This window comes from Rhodococcus sp. PAE-6 (assembly GCF_025290685.1).
In the GTDB taxonomy this organism is placed as follows: domain Bacteria; phylum Actinomycetota; class Actinomycetes; order Mycobacteriales; family Mycobacteriaceae; genus Rhodococcus; species Rhodococcus pyridinivorans.
This window is the reverse complement of sequence record NZ_JAOCLZ010000005.1, coordinates 60,356-77,271: the sequence shown is the minus strand read 5'-3', so window position 1 is coordinate 77,271 and position 16,916 is coordinate 60,356. Positions and strand designations below refer to the sequence as shown.

Genomic DNA, 16,916 nt, shown 5'->3' with positions numbered 1-16,916 from the left:
GCGATGGATCTGCACAACATCACCGCCTACGACATCGCCCGCGACCGCACCGATCTGACCTTCGAGGAGGGCGCGGCCCCGCTCGGCGGTGGCACCTGGTTGTTCTCCGAACCGCAACCGCACCTCCACCGACTCGTGGATCTGTCCGGTCTCGGCTGGCCTGCCGTGACCCGGCACCCCGACGCTCTCGAGATCGCCGCGACCTGCACGGTCGAACAGATGGCCGCACTCTCGGACGAGGCGGAACATACTGCGGCACCGCTGTTCCGGCAGTGCGCCGAGGCACTGTTGGCGTCGTGGAAGATCTGGAAGCGCGCCACGGTCGGCGGCAACATCTGCCTGTCCTTCCCCGCCGGTGCCATGATCTCGCTGGCGACCGCACTCGACGCGGACGCGGTGATCTGGACGATCGACGGCGGCGAACGGCGGATCCCGGTGGCCGACTTCGTCCTCGGAGTCGCCTCCAACGCCCTCGCACCCGGAGAGATCCTGCGGAGCATCCGGATTCCTCTGCGGGTCCTAAGTTCCCGCACGGTCTTCCGCAAGATCGCCCTCTCTCCGCTGGGACGTTCGGGGGCCGTCGTGATCGGACGCCGCGACGACGACGGCAGTGTCACGCTGTCGATCACCGCGTCGACGGTGCGTCCCTGTCTCCTGCGGTTCACGGAAGTCCCGTCGGCACAGGCGTTGTCCGACGCACTGGCCCGTCTCGTCCCGACGACGAGCTACTACACCGATGCGCATGGCGCCGCCGACTGGCGACGTGCCGTTACCGCGGTGCTCGCCGAAGAGATCCGCACCGAACTGTCGAACACTGCACTGCCGAAAACGGAGGTTCAGCCGTGAAACTCACCGTCAACGGCCGCGAACGCGACGTCGACCCCCGGCCCGGCCAGTGCCTGCGTACCCTGCTGCGCGAGACCGAGCACTTCGAGGTCAAGAAGGGCTGCGACGCCGGTGACTGCGGCGCGTGCTCGGTCCTGCTCGACGGCGAACCCGTCCACTCCTGCGTGGTCCCGGCCGTGCGGGTCGAGGGTCGCGAGGTCACCACGGTCGCGGGACTGGGAACCCCCGACGACCTGCATCCCGTCCAACAACAGTTCGCCGACGCCGCCGGTTTCCAGTGCGGCTTCTGTACCGCAGGCATGATCGTCACCGCGTCCACCTTCTCCGACGAAGATCTCGACGACCTGCCGAAACGCTTGAAGGGCAACCTGTGCCGGTGCACCGGCTACCGATCGATCGAGGATGCCCTGCGGTCGCGCACCAACGTCGAGCAGGTCGATGGACCGTCGTGCGGCCGCTCGCAGCGCGCACCGGCCGCGACGCGGGTCGTCACCGGCACCGAGCCGTACACCCTCGACACCACCGTCGAGGGTCTGCTGCACATCGCCGTCCTCGGCAGCCCGCACACCCATGCGCGGATCCTCTCCGTCGACGTCTCGGCCGCCGAGGCGTTCCCCGGTGTCCACGCGGTGTTGTACCACCGCGACGCCCCGGCCACCGCCTATTCGACCGCTCGCCACGAGAACCGCAACGACGATCCCGACGACACTTACCTGTTCGACCGGGTCGTGCGCTTCCGCGGACAGCGGGTCGCCGCGGTGGTCGCCGAGAGTCCGGCAATCGCACACCGGGCGCTCGCGTCGATCCACGTCGAGTACGAGGAACTGCCCTTCGTCCTCGATCCCGACGAGGCCCGGAAGCCTGGGGCTCCCCTCCTGCACGCCGACAAGTCCGCCGACGCGCGCATCGCCGATCCCGGACGCAACGTCGTCGCCGCGATCCACGGCAGCAGCGGGGACGTCGACGCGGCGGTCGCGTCCGCTGCGGCGGTGGTGCAGGGACGCTGGCAGACCCACCGCGTCCAACACACCCATCTCGAAACACACGGAGCCATCGGTCATCTCGACGAGGCCGGACGGCTCGTCATCCGCAGTTCCACACAGGTTCCGTTCCTGGTGCGCGACGAGCTGTGCCATATCTTCGGACTCGACCGGGACCGGGTGCGCGTGCACACGGCCCGGGTGGGCGGGGGTTTCGGCGCCAAGCAGGAGATGCTGGTCGAAGATGTCGTCGCGGCGGCGGTCCTGAAGACGGGGCGCCCGGTGCAGTGGGAGTTCACCCGTTCCGATCAGCTCACCGTCGCTCCGTGCCGGCATCCCATGCGGGTCGACGTCACCCTCGCCGCCGACGCCGACGGTGTCCTCACCGCCCTCGCGATCGACGTGCTGGCCGACGCGGGCGCCTACGGCAACCACAGCCCCGGGGTGATGTTCCACGGCTGCACGGAGTCGATCGCGGTGTACCGATGCCCGAACAAGCGGGTCGACGCCGAATCCGTGTACACGAACAACCGGCCGTCGGGCGCCTTCCGCGGCTACGGCCTCGGCCAGGTGATCTTCGCGGTGGAGTCGGCCATGGACGAACTCGCCGGCAAGCTCGGCATCGACCCGTACGAGTTCCGGCGCCGCAACATCATCGTGCCGGGAGATGCGCTGGTCGCGGCGCATCCCGAGGGCGCCGACCTGACGTACGGCAGCTACGGACTCGACCAGTGTCTCGATCTTGCCGAACGGGCGATGGCGCGCACCGGTGGCCGGCCCGCGCCGACCGGGAATCACTGGCGGATCGGCGAGGGCATGGCGCTCGCGATGATCGCGACCAACCCGCCCAACGGGCACATCTCCGAAGCGTCGATCGAACTTCTGCCCGACGGCCGGTATCTCGCACGGGTGGGCACGGCGGAGTTCGGCAACGGCACCACCACCGTCCACACCCAGATCGCGGCCACCGCGCTCGGCACCACTCCCGACCGCATCGTGATTCAGCAGTCCGACACCGACGTCACCACCCACGACACCGGCGCCTTCGGGTCGTCGGGCACGGTCGTCGCGTCGAAGGCCCTGCTGGCGGCCTCCCACGAGTTGCGACGGCGGATATCCAAGGCCGCCGCGGAGCTGACCGGCACCGACCCGGAGAAGGCCGAACTGCAGGCCGACGGCGTGCGGTGCAGCGATCGTCTCGTCACCCCCGATGAGCTACTGGAGGTCGCGGGCGGCCGGTTGCGTGCAGAAGGCCGGCACGGCGGTCTGCCGCGCTCGCTGTCGTTCAACGTGCAGGCCTTCCGCGTCGCCGTCGACACCCGCACCGGTGAGGTGCGGATCCTCCGTTCGATCCAGGCCGCCGATGCGGGCACCGTCCTCAACCCCGAGCAGTGCCGCGGGCAGATCGAAGGCGGCGCGGCGCAGGCGCTCGGTGCGTCGATGTACGAGGAGATCATCACCGACGACGCGGGTCGTGTGACGACGGATGTGTTGCGCAACTACCACATTCCGCAGTTCGCGGACGTCCCACGCACCGAGGTCTACTTCGCCGACACCTACGACGAACTCGGCCCCATGGGCGCGAAGTCGATGAGCGAGGCCCCGTTCAACCCGGTCGCCCCGGCGTTGGCGAACGCCGTGCGCAACGCCATCGGGGTGCGGCCGCACGAGCTGCCCCTGTCCCGCGACCGCATCTGGCGACTCATGCAGTGAGACCGATCCGCCGAGACCGGTGTCGTGTGCGATTTCCGGCCGAATTTCGCACACGACATCGGTCTCGTTCGTTGTACGGCCGAGTACGCAACGCAGCCGTAACACGAAGTTGATGCGGCGGGGGCGATTCGACCCATCGCGTTGTGTAAAGTACTGAACCACATCGGGAATCGAACCGATGATGTCCGTCCGGCCCAGGGCCGGTGAACGATCCGGAGCTCCCCTCCGGAGGAGGACTCTCCGGTGACGGGCGCGAGGGCCGTCGCAGACGAAGCACCCCACGTCCCCGGAGGTTTCCATGCGATGTTCCCCGACACCGAGCCCCTTCCACGGCCGGCGCACCCACTGCTGACATGTGCGGCACGATCTCGTCCATCCTCACGCTGGTAGGACGATTCGATCCGGGTGCCATGGCGCACTTCGTCGCCGCCCGCGCCGATCTGCTGCAGGTACGTGCCACCGTCGTCACTGCGACCCGGCATCGCATCGAGCTGCGCACCGAGGGCGAACCCGACCTCGTCGACGCCCTCGAAACGGCCTGCGCTCTCGCCCCCGGCACCAATGTCGTCCTCGATCTCACTTCGACCGAGAGGAACCCGACCCCATGACCGTCTGGACTCCCGTCGCTCTCGCCCGCGACATCGAGCCCGGCACCGCGACCGGCACCACCGTCGACGGGGACTCCGTCGCGCTGTGGCGCGGCACCGACGGAGCCGTGCACGCGTGGGCCGACCGTTGCCCGCACCGCGGCATGCGCTTGTCCTTCGGATTCGTCCGCGAGGACCGCCTCGTCTGCCTCTACCACGGGTGGCAGTTCGACGGGGCCGGCGCGTGCAGACACGTCCCTGCCCACCCGCGGATGGAACCGCCGAAAACCGTGAAACCGCAGCAGGATCGGACCGTCGAGAGCGCCGGCCTCGTGTGGGTCGCACCCACCGATGCCGACGGCACACCCGACGTTCCCGACACGGCGATCACCCCGGTGCGATCGGTATGGATCGACGGTGACCGGGACACCGCCCTCGCCCTCCTCGGCCTGGACGGAACCGGTGCCGTCGCCACCGGCACGATCGACGGAACCGACGTGATCGCCGGCATCCAGACGATCGACGCGCACACCACGGCCGTGCACGTCGTCGCCGCCGGCGTCGTCCCGGCCGACACCGTGAACGCCCTCGTCCACCGACTGCACGAACTCCGCGACTCCGTGTCGTCCGCGCGAGAGGTAGTGGTCTCGTGAGCATCCCGGTCCTGCACGACTTCCCGCTCGACCCGCGGTGCTACTCCGTACGACTGGCACTGGCGCTGCTCGGCGTCGAGCATCGCGTGCAACCGGTCGACGTGTTCCCCGGTGGCGCCCACCTCGAACCGCCCTACCGCGAGCTGACCCCCACCGGCGAACTTCCGGTGTTCGAGACCGGAACGGCGACCCTCGTCGGATCGATCGACGTCCTCGTCCACCTCTCCGACGGAACCGCATGGGCCGCACCGTTCGACGACTGGATCGACTTCGCGACCGGACCGCTCGAACAGTTCTACTCCTGCCGGGAACGATCGCTGTACACGACGGATCCCGTCGACACCACGGCCGCTCGCGCGGTGGTGCAGTCGCTCGACGACCTGCTCGCGTCCCGCACGACGGACGACGCGTGGGTGGCCGCCGACCGGCCGACCGTCGCCGACATCGCCCTGTTCCCCGCCGCTGCCCTGAGCCGGGACATCGCAATCGACCACGACCGCTACCCCGCCCTGCGCAGCTGGATCCGGCGCATCAAGCAGCTTCCCGGCTTCGTGGAGATGCCCGGAATCCCCGTCTTCCCCTGATCTTTCCGACTACCCACATTCCGAAAGGACGCCACATGCAACAGTCCACCGTTGACGCGGTGATCCGCGGCCTGGAGAAGGCCGGCGTCACCACCGTGTGCTACCTGCCCGACTCCTTGTTCAAGGAGCTCTACCCCGCCCTCGACGCGCACCCCACGATCCGCACCATCCAGGTCACCAACGAGGGCGAGGGCGCCGCGATCTGCGGCGGAATCTTCCTGTCCGGCAAGCGTGCCGCGCTCATCATGGAGAACTCCGGCCTGCGTGCGTCCGTCGAACCCCTCGCCCGCATGGGCCTGGGTGCCGGTATCCCGGTGATCATGCTCATGAGCTACCGCGGCGAACTCGGCGAGAACAACTGGTGGGCCGTGCCGCACGGCATCACGATGGAGCCGATCCTCGACGCCCTGCGCATCCCGTACCGCATCGTGCGGGAGGAGGACGCGATCGAACGCGCCATCCACGACGCGTTCGAGTGGTCCTACTCCGCCTACCACCATTCCGCCATCGCCCTCGGAGAAGGACTCGTCCGATGACCACCATGCGCATGACCCGATTCGAGTGCATGCAGGCACTCGCCGCTCGGCTCGAGAACGAGCTCGTCATCCTCTCCCTCGGCGCAAGCGTCGACGAGTGGTACAACGCCGCCCCGCACATGCGCGAGGCCAGCCTGTTCCAGCAGCAGCTCGGCTGCGTGACCCCGCAGGCGTTCGGTCTCGCGGTGGGCCTGCCGCACCGCCGGATCGTCTCGCTCGACACCGACGGCGGCATGCTGTTCAACCTCGGCATCCTCGCAACCCTCGCCAACGAGCAGCCCCGCAACCTGTTCACGGTGGTGTGGGACAACGAGTGCTACCAGTCCATCGGTGGGCCGCCGACCCACACGGCGAAGGGCAAGGTCGACATCGCCGCGATCGCCCGCGGAGCGGGAATCGAGAATGCCTACACCGCGGAGACTCTCGAAGAGTTCGACAAGCACTGCGTCGCAGGGCTGTCCGCCGACGAACCGTACGTGCTCGTCGCGAAGGTCTCGAGCGTCGTGCAACCGGGCATCAAGCGCAAGCACAGCGACGGCCGGGAGGACAAGTACATCTTCGTTCGCCACGTGGAGGCGACGGAGGGCATCACCATCATGGGTCCCAGTGAACACAACTGAAGTGAACACAACCGAAGTGAACACAACCGACGGCTTCGACTACGTCGTCGTCGGCGGCGGGTCGGCGGGGTGCGTCCTCGCCGCCCGCCTCACCGAGGACCCCGACACCACCGTGCTGCTCCTCGAGGCCGGACCGGACCACGCCGGTCTCGCCCCGATCGACGCGCCCGCGACCTGGGCGGGACTGCTCGGCGGCGACTACGACTGGGGGCACAGCTACGCCCCCAACCCGTTGCTCGACGGTCGCGCCGTGCCCATCCCCCGCGGCCGAGTTCTCGGCGGATCGAGCAGCATCAACGCAATGCTCTGGTATCGCGGGCACCCCTCGGACTACGACGCGTGGGAGACCGCCGGCGCGAAGGGCTGGAACTTCGCGTCGCTGCTGCCCTGGTTCCGCCGTGCCGAGGACTGGGAGGGCGGCGCCACCGCCTTCCGTGGCGCCGGAGGCCCGGTGCGCATCACCCGACCCGCCGACCCGCATCCCATCGCCACCGGATTGCTCGGCGCCACAGCCGAGCTCGGCATGACCGTGCTGGACGACTGCAACGGTCCGGACATCGAGGGTGCCTCCCTGGCGAACCTCACGATCGACGACGGCCACCGCGTCAGCACAGCTCGTGCCTATCTCGATCCGGCGCGGACCCGGCCCAATCTCACCGTGCGGACCGACGTCGCGGTGTCGGGATTGGTGTTCGACGGCGACCGGTGCGTCGGTGTGCGGTACGGCAGTGAAGGCACGGACATCGTGGTCCGTGCCGACTCCGAGGTCCTGCTCTGCGCCGGTGCGATCTCGAGCCCGCACCTGCTGCTGCTCTCCGGGATCGGCGATCCCGCGCACCTGCAGGAACACGGAATCCCCGTGCACACCGCACTTCCCGGTGTCGGACGCAACCTCCAGGACCACCCCCTGCTCATGGGCGTGAACTTCCGCGCCCGCAACCCGCTCGGACCGGCCCGCGACAACGGCGGCGGGGCAATCCTGAACTGGCGCTCGGACCCGTCGCTGGACCTGCCCGACCTGCACGCCTTCGTCGTCCAGGGTGCGCACGCCACCCCGGAGGTGGCCGCACGCTACGACGTCACCGGCGACGTCTTCGCGATCTCCCCGGGTCTCATGCGCTCCTACAGCGTCGGACAGCTGAGCCTGCGGTCCGCGGATCCGGGCACAGCACCGATCATCGATCCGCGCTATCTGTCCGATCCCCGCGACCTCGACGCTCTCGTCGCCGGCCTCGACCGCATCTTCGACCTCGCCGAGACCTCCGCGTTGCAGGGCCTGGTCGAGGCACCCGTTGCACCGGACCGTCGTCTCGGCCGCGCCGACGCCGAAGCCTTCGTCCGTGCGAGCTGCGCGACCTTCTTCCACACGGGCGGCACGTGTGCGATGGGCGTGGGACCCGACGCCGTCGTCGACCCGGACCTGCGCGTCCACGGCGTGGACGGACTGCGCGTCGTCGACGCCTCCGTCATCCCGGTGCTCCCGTCGTGCAACACCAACGCCCCCGCGATCGCCCTCGCCGAGCGCGCGGCCGCGCTGATCACCGGAACCGAGAGGAGACTGTCGTGACGACCAGCATCACCGCCCGCTGCGACGACCCGGTCGTGCTGAACCAGTGGTATCCGGTCTGTTCCGAACAGGAGGTCGCCGAGGCCGTCGTGCACACCCGACTGCTCGGCGCCGACATCGAGTGCAGCGTCGACGCGGACGGCGAACCGACGGTGCGCGACGGCGACGCCGTGCTTCCAGTGCAACGCCGATACGGTTTCGTGTGGACCACGCTCGGCGCCCCCGAGAAGGACGTCTTCCCCATCGACGAGGCCGACGAACCCGACCGGCGCTACGTGCCGTGCGGGTGGGTCACGCTTCGGTCGTCCCCCGGCCGGGTGGTCGAGAACTTCCTCGACATGGCGCACTTCCCGTTCGTGCACACCGGCATCCTTGGAGGCGAGGCAGCCACGGAGGTCGCACGCTACAAATGGGAGATCCGCCGGGAGACGGACGAGGTGTGGGCCACCGACTGCACGTTCTTCCAGCCGCAGATCTCCGCGGCGTCCGAGGGCACGTTCGCGCAACTGACCTACCGCGTCCCGAATCCGTATCAGGTGATGCTCTACCGGGTCTCGCCCTCCGATCCCACCCGTCTCGACGCGATCGCCCTGTTCATCCAGCCGATCGACGAAACCCTGTGCCGCGCACAACCGGTGATGTACCTCGTCGACCCGGATTCCACGCACACCGAACTGGTGCAGTTCGAGCAGGTGATCTTCCTGCAGGACCGCATCATCGTCGAGAACCAGCGTCCGCTGCTACTGCCGCTCGATCCGCGCGACGAGATCCCCACCCGCGCCGACGCCTCGTCGGTCACCTACCGGCGCTGGCTCAAGGCCAAGGGACTGCGTTGGGGCGCCCTGCCGTTCCGTCCCGTCCATCCCCGAGGAGCAGACACGTGATCACCGCCGCCCTCCCCCGGTACTGTGCCGACTTCCTCCGCGACAGCACGAAATCGCTGCTCGTCGACGGCCGGTGGATCCCCGGTTCCGGCAAGCCCTTCGAGACGAGCGACCCGGCCACGGGCGTGCCGCTCGCGACACTCGCGTCGGCGGGAGCCGGCGAGGTGGACACCGCGGTCGACGCCGCGCGCCGCGCCCTGCAGAACGAGTGGGCCTCGTGCACGCCCGCGGCCCGCGCTCGCGTGTTGTGGCGGATCGCCGAGGCCATCGACGCCCATGCCGACGAACTCGCCGAGCTCGAGACCCTCGACCAGGGGAAGTCCTGGGCGACCTCTCGTTTCGCGGAGATCCCCTCCGCGGCGGAGCAGTTCCGCTACTACGCGGGTTGGGCCACGAAGATCACGGGGACCACTGTCACGCCCTCGATCACCTACGCGCCGCCGGGACGGAAGGTCGTCGCGCACTCCGTGCGCGAACCGGTCGGTGTGGTGGCCGCGATCGTGCCGTGGAACTCGCCGCTGCTCATGGCGGCGATGAAACTGGCGCCGGCGCTCGCCGCGGGATGCACCGTCGTGCTCAAGCCGGCCGAGGACACCTCGCTGACCGCCCTGCGGTTCGGTGAACTGCTCGCGGAGAGCGGAATTCCCGACGGGGCCGTCAATATCCTCACCGGTGGCGGCGAGGTCGGGCGCATGCTGGCCGAGCACTCGGGGGTGGACAAGGTGACGTTCACCGGGTCCACGGAGGTCGGGAAGAAGCTCGTCGCATCGGCCGGAGCCCGCAATCTCTCGCGGCTCACCCTCGAACTCGGCGGCAAGTCCCCGGCGGTCGTCTTCGGCGACACCGAGCTGCCGCTGACGATCCCCGGCCTAGCGCGCGGCATCTTCGCCAACTGCGGCCAGGTCTGCGTTGCCGGTTCCCGGATCTACGCCGAGCGTGGCATCTACGAGCAGGTCGTCGACGGTCTCGCCGCTGCTGCGGACACCCTGCGGCTCGGCCACGGACTCGACGACGACACCGATCTGGGGCCGCTGGTGAGCCTGCGGCACCGCGAGACGGTGGCGTCCTACGTCGACGACGGAGTCCGCGCGGGGGCCACGGTGGTGACGGGTGGTCGCATGGTGGGCGAGACGGGCAGCTTCTACGAGCCCACCGTGGTGGTCGACGCGGCCCCGGATCTGCGGATGATGCGGGAGGAGATCTTCGGCCCGGTCGTGACGGTGACACCCTTCGACGATCCCGACGAAGTGATCGCCTGGGCCAACGACACCGACTACGGTCTCGCGGCGAGCGTGTGGACATCGGATCTGTCGCGTGCTCACAGGGTGGCCGACGCGATCCGCGCCGGCACCGTGTGGATCAACTGCCACTCCTACTTCTCCCCCGAACTGGTCAAGGGCGGCCACAAGCAGTCCGGCTGGGGTTACGAGAACGGCGCCGCCGGGCTGGAGAACTACTTGGAGACCAAGACGGTGTGCTTGTCGATCTGACCGTCGGTCGGGGCCCCGAGGTACGCGTGCGTCGCTTCGAACCGCGATTGCAGGTACTCGCCGGCCCCGATCGGTGGATGGATCGGCTCCGCGTCCGGTTCGACACAGGTCGGGATTGCCTCGATCACGGCGTGGTAGTCCGGGGTAACGAAATAGGGCAGCGAATAGCGGTGCCCGCGCGTGGGATTGAGCACACGATGACGGGTGGAGACGTAACGGTGGTTGGTCCACCGCGCGATCATGTCGCCGAGGTTGACGATCAACGCGTCGGGCGGGGTCACGACGTCGATCCACCCGCCACCTCGCGCGGCGACCTGCAACCCGCCGATGTCGTCCTGGGCGAGCAGCGTCAACGAGCCGTAGTCGGTGTGAGGCGCGATGCCGAGTGCGGTGTCGCCGACGGGAACGGGTGGGTAGTGCAGCATACGGAGCGACGCGAGCGGGTCGGTGAACATCGGCACGAAGGCGTCGGCGTCAAGACCGAGAGCGAGAGCGAGACCGCGCATGAGGTGGGCGTTGATGTCCAGGCACGCCTTCGCATACCCGTCGGCGACACTCTTGAAGCCGGGCATCAGCGAGGCCGGCCACTGCGCCGGACCGTGCAGCGGCGTGCCCGCGACCACCTCGGGATGATCGGCCGCGCGGTCGGTGGTGATGTCGAAGGCCTCCTTGCCGTCGGCTCCGACGGTGGGGTCGAGTGTCTCGGTCTTCGGCGGCACGTATCCGCTGTGGCAGGTGGATTTCGCGATGGCGATCTCCATCTTCTCCTCGAAGGGCAGCGCGAAGAAACGGCGTGCCTCCTCCATCGTCGCCGCCCGGAGGTCGGGGTCGAGTCCGTGACCGGTGACGACGAAGAAACCGAGGTCGGTACACGCGGCGTCGAGCGCGTCGGCGACGGCGTGCGGGTCGCTCCCGTCGCGCAACGGACGCAGATCGATGAGAGGCAGGGATTCCATGAGTGACTCCTGGCAGGAACGGACCGATGATCGCTCTGAGTTAATTCCTGCGATGCTGCGGGCCCGTCTCGCTGCGGTGAGGACCGTGTTACGGATCCTGGGAACGCGCTCCGACGCAGAGCACCAGGCGAGCCGGCACCGAACTCCGATGGCGCCACTGCATCTCGGTCCCCGCCGCAGCGAACAGGCAGTCCCCCTCCGCGAGTTCGACCGCCGGGCGTCCGCGTACCTCCACCTCGAGCCGTCCACCGGTCATCACCAGCACGAGATCGTCCGAGCGACGGAACCAACCGGCGATGTCGTCGTCCGGCCCGATCTCGTACTGGTACACCTCGGCGATCGCTCCGTTGCCGCGGGCCATCCAGGTCACCGGTGCCGCAGGGGTTCCCGTCACCGCCCGCGCGAGGCGCCCCTCGGCACGTACCACCAGCACGTCGTCGGCAGGCGCCGGATCGAGGAAGTCCGACGGCGACCGTCCGAGCGCGTCGGCGATCCTGTACAGCGTCGCGAGCGAGGGCGCGTTGAGGCCCCGTTCGACCTGACTGAGGAACGCCTGGCTGACCCCGGCGCGCGAGGCCAGCACCCGCGCGGTGAGTCCCTCCTGTCTGCGAACGGCGCGGATGACGCTGCCCACCCGGGCGACGCGATCCTGTTCCGGCCCTGCACTCTCCGTCGGCATCACGAATTTCATCCCCTCCCGCCGCCCGAAACACAATCGTCATGAATCGGACACGGCCGCTCAATTACAAACCTGGATCGTCTCGACTTAACACAGAGCGATTACTCGGAAGGTCCCACCGTATGGTGACAGCAACTTCGCCCGCGAGCATCACCACCGCTGCGGGAGCGACAGAATCGGTTCCCGCCGAGGGCGTCCTGATGCGCGGTATCCACCGGTCCTTCGGTGAGAACACCGTCCTGCGCGACGTGTCGTTGCATGTGCGGCCCGGCGAGGTCTACGCGCTGCTCGGGGAGAACGGCGCCGGCAAGTCGACCCTGATGCGCATCCTCACCGGGTTGCTCCCGCCGGACTCCGGTTCCATTGCAGTGGACGGAAAGTCGCTCGCCGACGGAGGACGGGAGCGGATCGCCATGGTCCACCAGCACTTCATGCTCGTGCCGAGCATGACGGTCGCCGAGAACTTCCTGCTCGGCCGGTCCCGCGGAGTGGTCGGCCGGAAACGTCTGCGGCGCACCGAAGCCGAGATCACCGCCCTCGCGGAGGACACCGGCCTCGCCTGCGACCCCACCGCACGCGTGGAGAACCTGTCGGTCGGCGAGCAACAGCGCGTCGAGATCCTGCGCGCCCTGCACCTGGGCGCCGGCTACCTGCTGCTCGACGAACCGACCGCGAATCTGGCGCCGGCCGAAGTGCATTCACTGCTCGCACAGGTCCGCCGACTCGCCGCCGAACGCGGCGTCGGGATCGTGCTCATCACCCACCATCTGGAGGAGGTCCTCGAGGCCGCCGACCGGGTCGGTGTACTGCGAGGAGGACGACTCGTCGCCGAACGCCCCATCCGCGGGGACGGCGCCGAGAGCGTCACCACCGCCGAACTCGCCCGCGACATGGTCGGCCGCGAGGTCGGGCTCGGTATCCGCCGTGCGGCCACCGAACCGGCCGGGAGTCGAATGCTCGAATTGGTCGGTGTGTCCGTCCCCGGTCAGTTGCACGACGTGACCCTGCGGGTCGCATCCGGGCAGCTCGTCGCCGTCGCCGGAGTCGAGGGCAACGGCCAGTCCGCCCTCGAGGACGTCCTGTCCGGACTCGCCCCCGACTCCACCGGCGCGGTGGTCGTCGCCGAACGAGAGATCGACGCCTCGTCCCCCCGCGCGATGCGCGAGGCCGGTGTCGGCATCGTCCCCGCCGACCGCTACACCCGGGGACTGATCAAGTCGCTGGGAATCGACACCAATCTCGCGATCGACAGCTACACCGATCCCCCGCTCGCCCGTCGCTGGGGCCGCCTGTCGCGGGCAGCCGTCCGCGAACGCGCCGAGCGCATCATCGCCGCCCTGTCGGTCAAGGCCCAGAGCCCGCGCACGCTCGCCGGCACCCTGTCCGGTGGGCACGCCCAGCGCGTGGTGCTCGGCCGGGTCCTCGACGGTGAGCCGGACGTCCTCGTCGTCGCCCAGCCCACCCGCGGTCTCGACATCGGCGCCACCGAGTTCGTCTGGGACACGCTCGTCGACCATCGCTCCCGGGGCGCCGCGATCCTGCTCATCTCGTCCGATCTCGACGAGATCTGCAGCCTCGCCGACAGGATCGTCGTGCTCTACCGCGGACGGATCGTCGCCGAGTTCGACGAAGGCCCGTTCGACCGCGAAGCCCTCGGCTCGGCCATGGGCGGATTCCAGGAGGCCGCAGCATGACCGCCACGCTCAGCCCACCGGTGACGACGCCACCCGAGCCGCCCACCGCGTCGCGGATCCGGAGTCTCACGACCACTATCGGGGTGCCGCTACTCGCCGTCGCCGTCGGTCTCGCGGCGGGCGGGATCCTCATCGTCCTCGCGGGCGGTGATCCGGGGCAGGCCTACGCGACGATGCTCGACGCCGCTCTCGGCGGCGATACGCAGCTCGGCCGCCTGCTCACGGGTATGACGCCGCTCGTCCTCATGGGTCTCGGCTACGCGATCGCGTACCGCACCGGCTTCATCACCATCGGCGCGCAGGGCCATTACGACGTCGGCGCGATCACCGCGACGGCCGTGGTGCTGAGCATGCCGTTGGGGACGAGCTGGATCGCGATCCCGATCGTCGCCGTCACCGCCGCGGCCGCAGGTGCGTGCATCGGCGGCATCGCAGGCGTGCTGAAGGCGCGGCTCGGGGTAAACGAGATCATCTCGTCGCTCATGCTCAACTACCTCGTCTTCTACACATTGGCGTGGGCGGTGCGCAAACCCCTCGCCAATCCCAACGGTTTCACCCCCGAGTCCGAACGCATTCCCGACTGGGCCGCACTCGCGACGATTCCCGGCACCCGCATCCACATCGGTGTGTTCGTCGCGATCGCGGCGGTGCCGCTGGTGTGGTGGCTCATGCGTTCGACCCGGTTCGGTTTCGCGTCGCAGATCGTCGGTGGGAGCCCGAGCGTCGCCGAGGCCAATGGCATCTCCGTCGCCCGCACCGTGGTCACCTCCGCTCTGATCAGCGGCGCACTCGGCGGTATCGCCGGCGCGATCATGTTGCTGGGCAGCGAGTTCCGACTGTCGCTGGCGATCTCCTCCGGGATCGGGTTCACCGCGATCGTGGTAGCACTGCTCGGGCGTCGCAATCCGTTCGGCATCGTGCTCGCAGCAGCATTGGTCTCCGGGCTGACCCTCGGCAGTCAGGCGGTGCAGCGTACCCAGGAGATCCCCGCGTCCATCGGCACCGTCGTCCAGGCAGTGATGATCCTGACGGTGCTGCTCGCCAACCGAATCGTGGAGCGTGCTCGATGAACTGGTCCGATGTCCTGGGCGCCGGTGCGCTCGTCCCGCTGTTCACCGCTGCGCTGCGGCTGGCGGTGCCGATCATCCTCGCCGCCGCCGGCGCGTGCCTCGCCGAGCGCTCGGGGCTGATGAACCTCGGTATCGAGGGACAGATGATGGTCGGCGCGATCATCGCGTTCGTGACGGTGTACTACACCGGGCAACCGATGCTCGGCGCCGCCACCGGCGCCGCCGCGGGCCTCGTGATCGCCGCGATCGTCGGCTACCTGACGATCACGATGGCCGTCGACCAGATCATCACGGGGATCTCGGTGGTGATCCTCGGGACCGGACTCGCGTCCTTCCTGTACCTGCAGGTGTTCGGCATGACCGGTACACCGCCGCGCATCCAGGGCACCATTCCCCTCGACCTTCCGGTGCTGTCCGACCTGCCGGTGCTCGGCCCGATCGTGTTCTCGCAGTCCCCGCTCGTCTACCTCGCGCTCGCACTCGTCGTCGCCCTGTGGTGGGTGCTCACCCGCACGGCCTTCGGCCTGTCGATCCGCGCGGCCGGGGAAAGCCCCGAGGCCGCCGACTCGGTGGGCGTCTCCGTCCCCCGCACCCGATGGAGCACGCTTCTGATCTCCGGCGCCGCAGCAGGTATGGCCGGCGCGCTCGTCATCGACAGCCTGGGCTTCTTCCAGGACGGCATCACCGGTGGTCGCGGCTGGATCGCGCTCGGTGTCGTCATCCTCGCCCGGTGGAATCCGCTCGGCGCCATCGTCGGTGGCTTCATGTTCGGTCTCGTCGACGCCTTCCAGCTGCGTGTACAGGCCGCGTCCGGTGGACAGGCCACGTCGGTACCGTACGAGCTGTTCCAGGCCATGCCGTACGCGGTGACGTTGCTCGCGGTCATCGCCACCACCGTGTGGTTCTCGCGCAGCAATTCCCCGAAGGCGCTCGGCATCCCGTTCGTGCCCGCGAAATAGCTTTCCGTCAGCTTTCCCGTCAGTCCTGGGGTTCGCAGTCGCGAGCCCTCCCTTCCCCGAGGAGAACCACGTGAAGAAACTGGGTACCGCTGTGGCGGCCGCCGCCGTCGTCGGAGCCGCCGTGACCGGGTGTTCGAGTTCCGACCCCGGTGGGAGCGGCTCGGCCGACGGGGTCGTCAAGGCCGCGATCATCACCTCGGGTCCGGTCAACGACGTCGGCTGGAACCAGGGCATGGTCGAGGGCGCCGAGAAACTCGAAGCGGAAGGTCTTATCGACCTGACCGTGGTGCAGCAGGATTCGGGCGCGACCTCGGAGCAGATCGCCCAGATCGTCACCGACCTCGCGGAGGACGGCAACCAGCTCATCGTCGGCCACTCGTTCAACTACGGCGAACCCATCAAGGGCATCATCGCCGACTACCCCGACGTGCTGTTCGCCTATCCCGGCGGCTTCGGCGACATCACCGCCAACCTCGCCGACTACAGCCAGCCGTTCTATCAGGGTTCGTTCCTCACCGGCATCCTCGCCGGCGACCTGACGGAGACCGGCATCCTCGCCGGCACCGCCGGTTTCGAGATCCCGGTGTGCAAGGCCCAGATCGAGGCGTTCGCCGACGGCGCGCGCCTGACCTACAAGGGCCCCGGTGAGATCCAGTTGCGTCCGTCCTACATCGGCGGATGGTCCGACGCGGCGGCCCAGACCCTCGAGGCCGTCAACGCCCTCGTCGACCAGGGCGCCGACCAGTTCTCCACATGCGGTGTCGACGCGGCCACCATCGAGGGCGCCAAGCAGCGCGGTGTCGGCGTCGCCGGCTACACGATGGATCAGACCCCGCTGGCACCCGAGAACGTCGTCTCCTCCGTCGTGTGGAATCTCGACGAGGTTCTCCGCGCGATGATCGCCGACGTCGAGGCCGGCAACGTCGACCCGGCGAAGTACTACGAGGTGGACATCACCGAGGGCGGTCTGGACGTCGTCATCAATCCGGCCTTCGTCGACAAGATCTCGCCCGAGGCGATGGCGCTGTTCGAGGAGTACCGCGAGAGGATCATGGCCGGCGAGTTCGAGGTCGAGTACAAGGGCGGCGACTGACCCGG

At 68.8% G+C, this 16,916-nt stretch carries 16 protein-coding genes; 14 read left to right on the top strand and 2 right to left on the bottom strand.

What is annotated here, in order from left to right; genetic code table 11:
• Positions 1-3 precede the first annotated feature (3 nt).
• From NVV99_RS12645 to NVV99_RS12600, 10 genes are all read left to right on the top strand, one after another.
• Entirely contained in the window at positions 4-846 is an 843-nt protein-coding gene (locus tag NVV99_RS12645) for a xanthine dehydrogenase family protein subunit M (RefSeq protein WP_024103403.1), read from the top strand.
• Positions 843-3,539 (top strand): molybdopterin cofactor-binding domain-containing protein, encoded by a 2,697-nt coding sequence (locus NVV99_RS12640; RefSeq protein ID WP_024103402.1) that lies wholly within the window; start codon positions 843-845, stop codon positions 3,537-3,539. Before NVV99_RS12645 ends, NVV99_RS12640 begins: the two co-directional genes overlap by 4 nt.
• 353 nt (positions 3,540-3,892) lie before the next feature.
• Positions 3,893-4,147, top strand: coding sequence for a hypothetical protein (locus NVV99_RS12635; RefSeq protein WP_024103401.1), 255 nt, complete (start codon positions 3,893-3,895; stop codon positions 4,145-4,147).
• The gene (locus NVV99_RS12630) at positions 4,144-4,779 is read left to right on the top strand and encodes a Rieske (2Fe-2S) protein (protein WP_024103400.1); all 636 of its coding nucleotides are present in this window, start codon (positions 4,144-4,146) and stop codon (positions 4,777-4,779) included. The genes NVV99_RS12635 and NVV99_RS12630 overlap by 4 nt, the downstream gene beginning before the upstream one ends.
• Positions 4,776-5,363: a glutathione S-transferase family protein gene (locus NVV99_RS12625; RefSeq protein ID WP_024103399.1), complete on the top strand. Its 588-nt coding sequence runs from the start codon at positions 4,776-4,778 to the stop codon at positions 5,361-5,363. Before NVV99_RS12630 ends, NVV99_RS12625 begins: the two co-directional genes overlap by 4 nt.
• A 35-nt stretch (positions 5,364-5,398) precedes the next feature.
• Positions 5,399-5,899: a thiamine pyrophosphate-binding protein gene (locus NVV99_RS12620; protein ID WP_024103398.1), complete on the top strand. Its 501-nt coding sequence runs from the start codon at positions 5,399-5,401 to the stop codon at positions 5,897-5,899.
• Positions 5,896-6,519 carry a thiamine pyrophosphate-dependent enzyme gene (locus NVV99_RS12615; protein ID WP_051424893.1) on the top strand — a complete coding sequence of 208 codons (624 nt, stop codon included), beginning with the start codon at positions 5,896-5,898 and terminating at the stop codon, positions 6,517-6,519. The genes NVV99_RS12620 and NVV99_RS12615 overlap by 4 nt, the downstream gene beginning before the upstream one ends.
• A gap of 16 nt (positions 6,520-6,535) precedes the next feature.
• Positions 6,536-8,086 carry a GMC family oxidoreductase gene (locus NVV99_RS12610; protein ID WP_024103396.1) on the top strand — a complete coding sequence of 517 codons (1,551 nt, stop codon included), beginning with the start codon at positions 6,536-6,538 and terminating at the stop codon, positions 8,084-8,086.
• Entirely contained in the window at positions 8,083-8,970 is an 888-nt protein-coding gene (locus NVV99_RS12605) for an aromatic ring-hydroxylating dioxygenase subunit alpha (protein WP_041803589.1), read from the top strand. Before NVV99_RS12610 ends, NVV99_RS12605 begins: the two co-directional genes overlap by 4 nt.
• Entirely contained in the window at positions 8,967-10,460 is a 1,494-nt protein-coding gene (locus NVV99_RS12600; protein WP_041803588.1) for an aldehyde dehydrogenase, read from the top strand. Before NVV99_RS12605 ends, NVV99_RS12600 begins: the two co-directional genes overlap by 4 nt.
• Here NVV99_RS12600 and NVV99_RS12595 read toward each other — a convergent pair.
• Both NVV99_RS12595 and NVV99_RS12590 read right to left on the bottom strand, forming a co-directional pair.
• A complete protein-coding gene (locus tag NVV99_RS12595) occupies positions 10,424-11,416 on the bottom strand; it encodes an isopenicillin N synthase family oxygenase (protein ID WP_024103393.1) in 993 nt (330 codons plus the stop codon). The two genes, NVV99_RS12600 and NVV99_RS12595, sit on opposite strands and share 37 nt — an antisense overlap.
• A gap of 88 nt (positions 11,417-11,504) precedes the next feature.
• The gene (locus NVV99_RS12590) at positions 11,505-12,095 is read right to left on the bottom strand and encodes a helix-turn-helix domain-containing protein (RefSeq protein ID WP_080678602.1); all 591 of its coding nucleotides are present in this window, start codon (positions 12,093-12,095) and stop codon (positions 11,505-11,507) included.
• A gap of 122 nt (positions 12,096-12,217) precedes the next feature.
• Between NVV99_RS12590 and NVV99_RS12585 the strand changes: the two genes are divergently transcribed.
• The 4 genes from NVV99_RS12585 (at position 12,218) to NVV99_RS12570 (ending at position 16,911) form a co-directional block, all read left to right on the top strand.
• A complete protein-coding gene (locus tag NVV99_RS12585) occupies positions 12,218-13,789 on the top strand; it encodes an ABC transporter ATP-binding protein (protein WP_041803586.1) in 1,572 nt (523 codons plus the stop codon).
• Positions 13,786-14,859, top strand: coding sequence for an ABC transporter permease (locus NVV99_RS12580; RefSeq protein WP_006550610.1), 1,074 nt, complete (start codon positions 13,786-13,788; stop codon positions 14,857-14,859). The genes NVV99_RS12585 and NVV99_RS12580 overlap by 4 nt, the downstream gene beginning before the upstream one ends.
• A complete protein-coding gene (locus NVV99_RS12575) occupies positions 14,856-15,818 on the top strand; it encodes an ABC transporter permease (RefSeq protein WP_006550611.1) in 963 nt (320 codons plus the stop codon). Before NVV99_RS12580 ends, NVV99_RS12575 begins: the two co-directional genes overlap by 4 nt.
• Before the next feature lie 70 nt (positions 15,819-15,888).
• Positions 15,889-16,911: a BMP family protein gene (locus tag NVV99_RS12570; RefSeq protein WP_024103389.1), complete on the top strand. Its 1,023-nt coding sequence runs from the start codon at positions 15,889-15,891 to the stop codon at positions 16,909-16,911.
• Positions 16,912-16,916 lie beyond the last annotated feature (5 nt).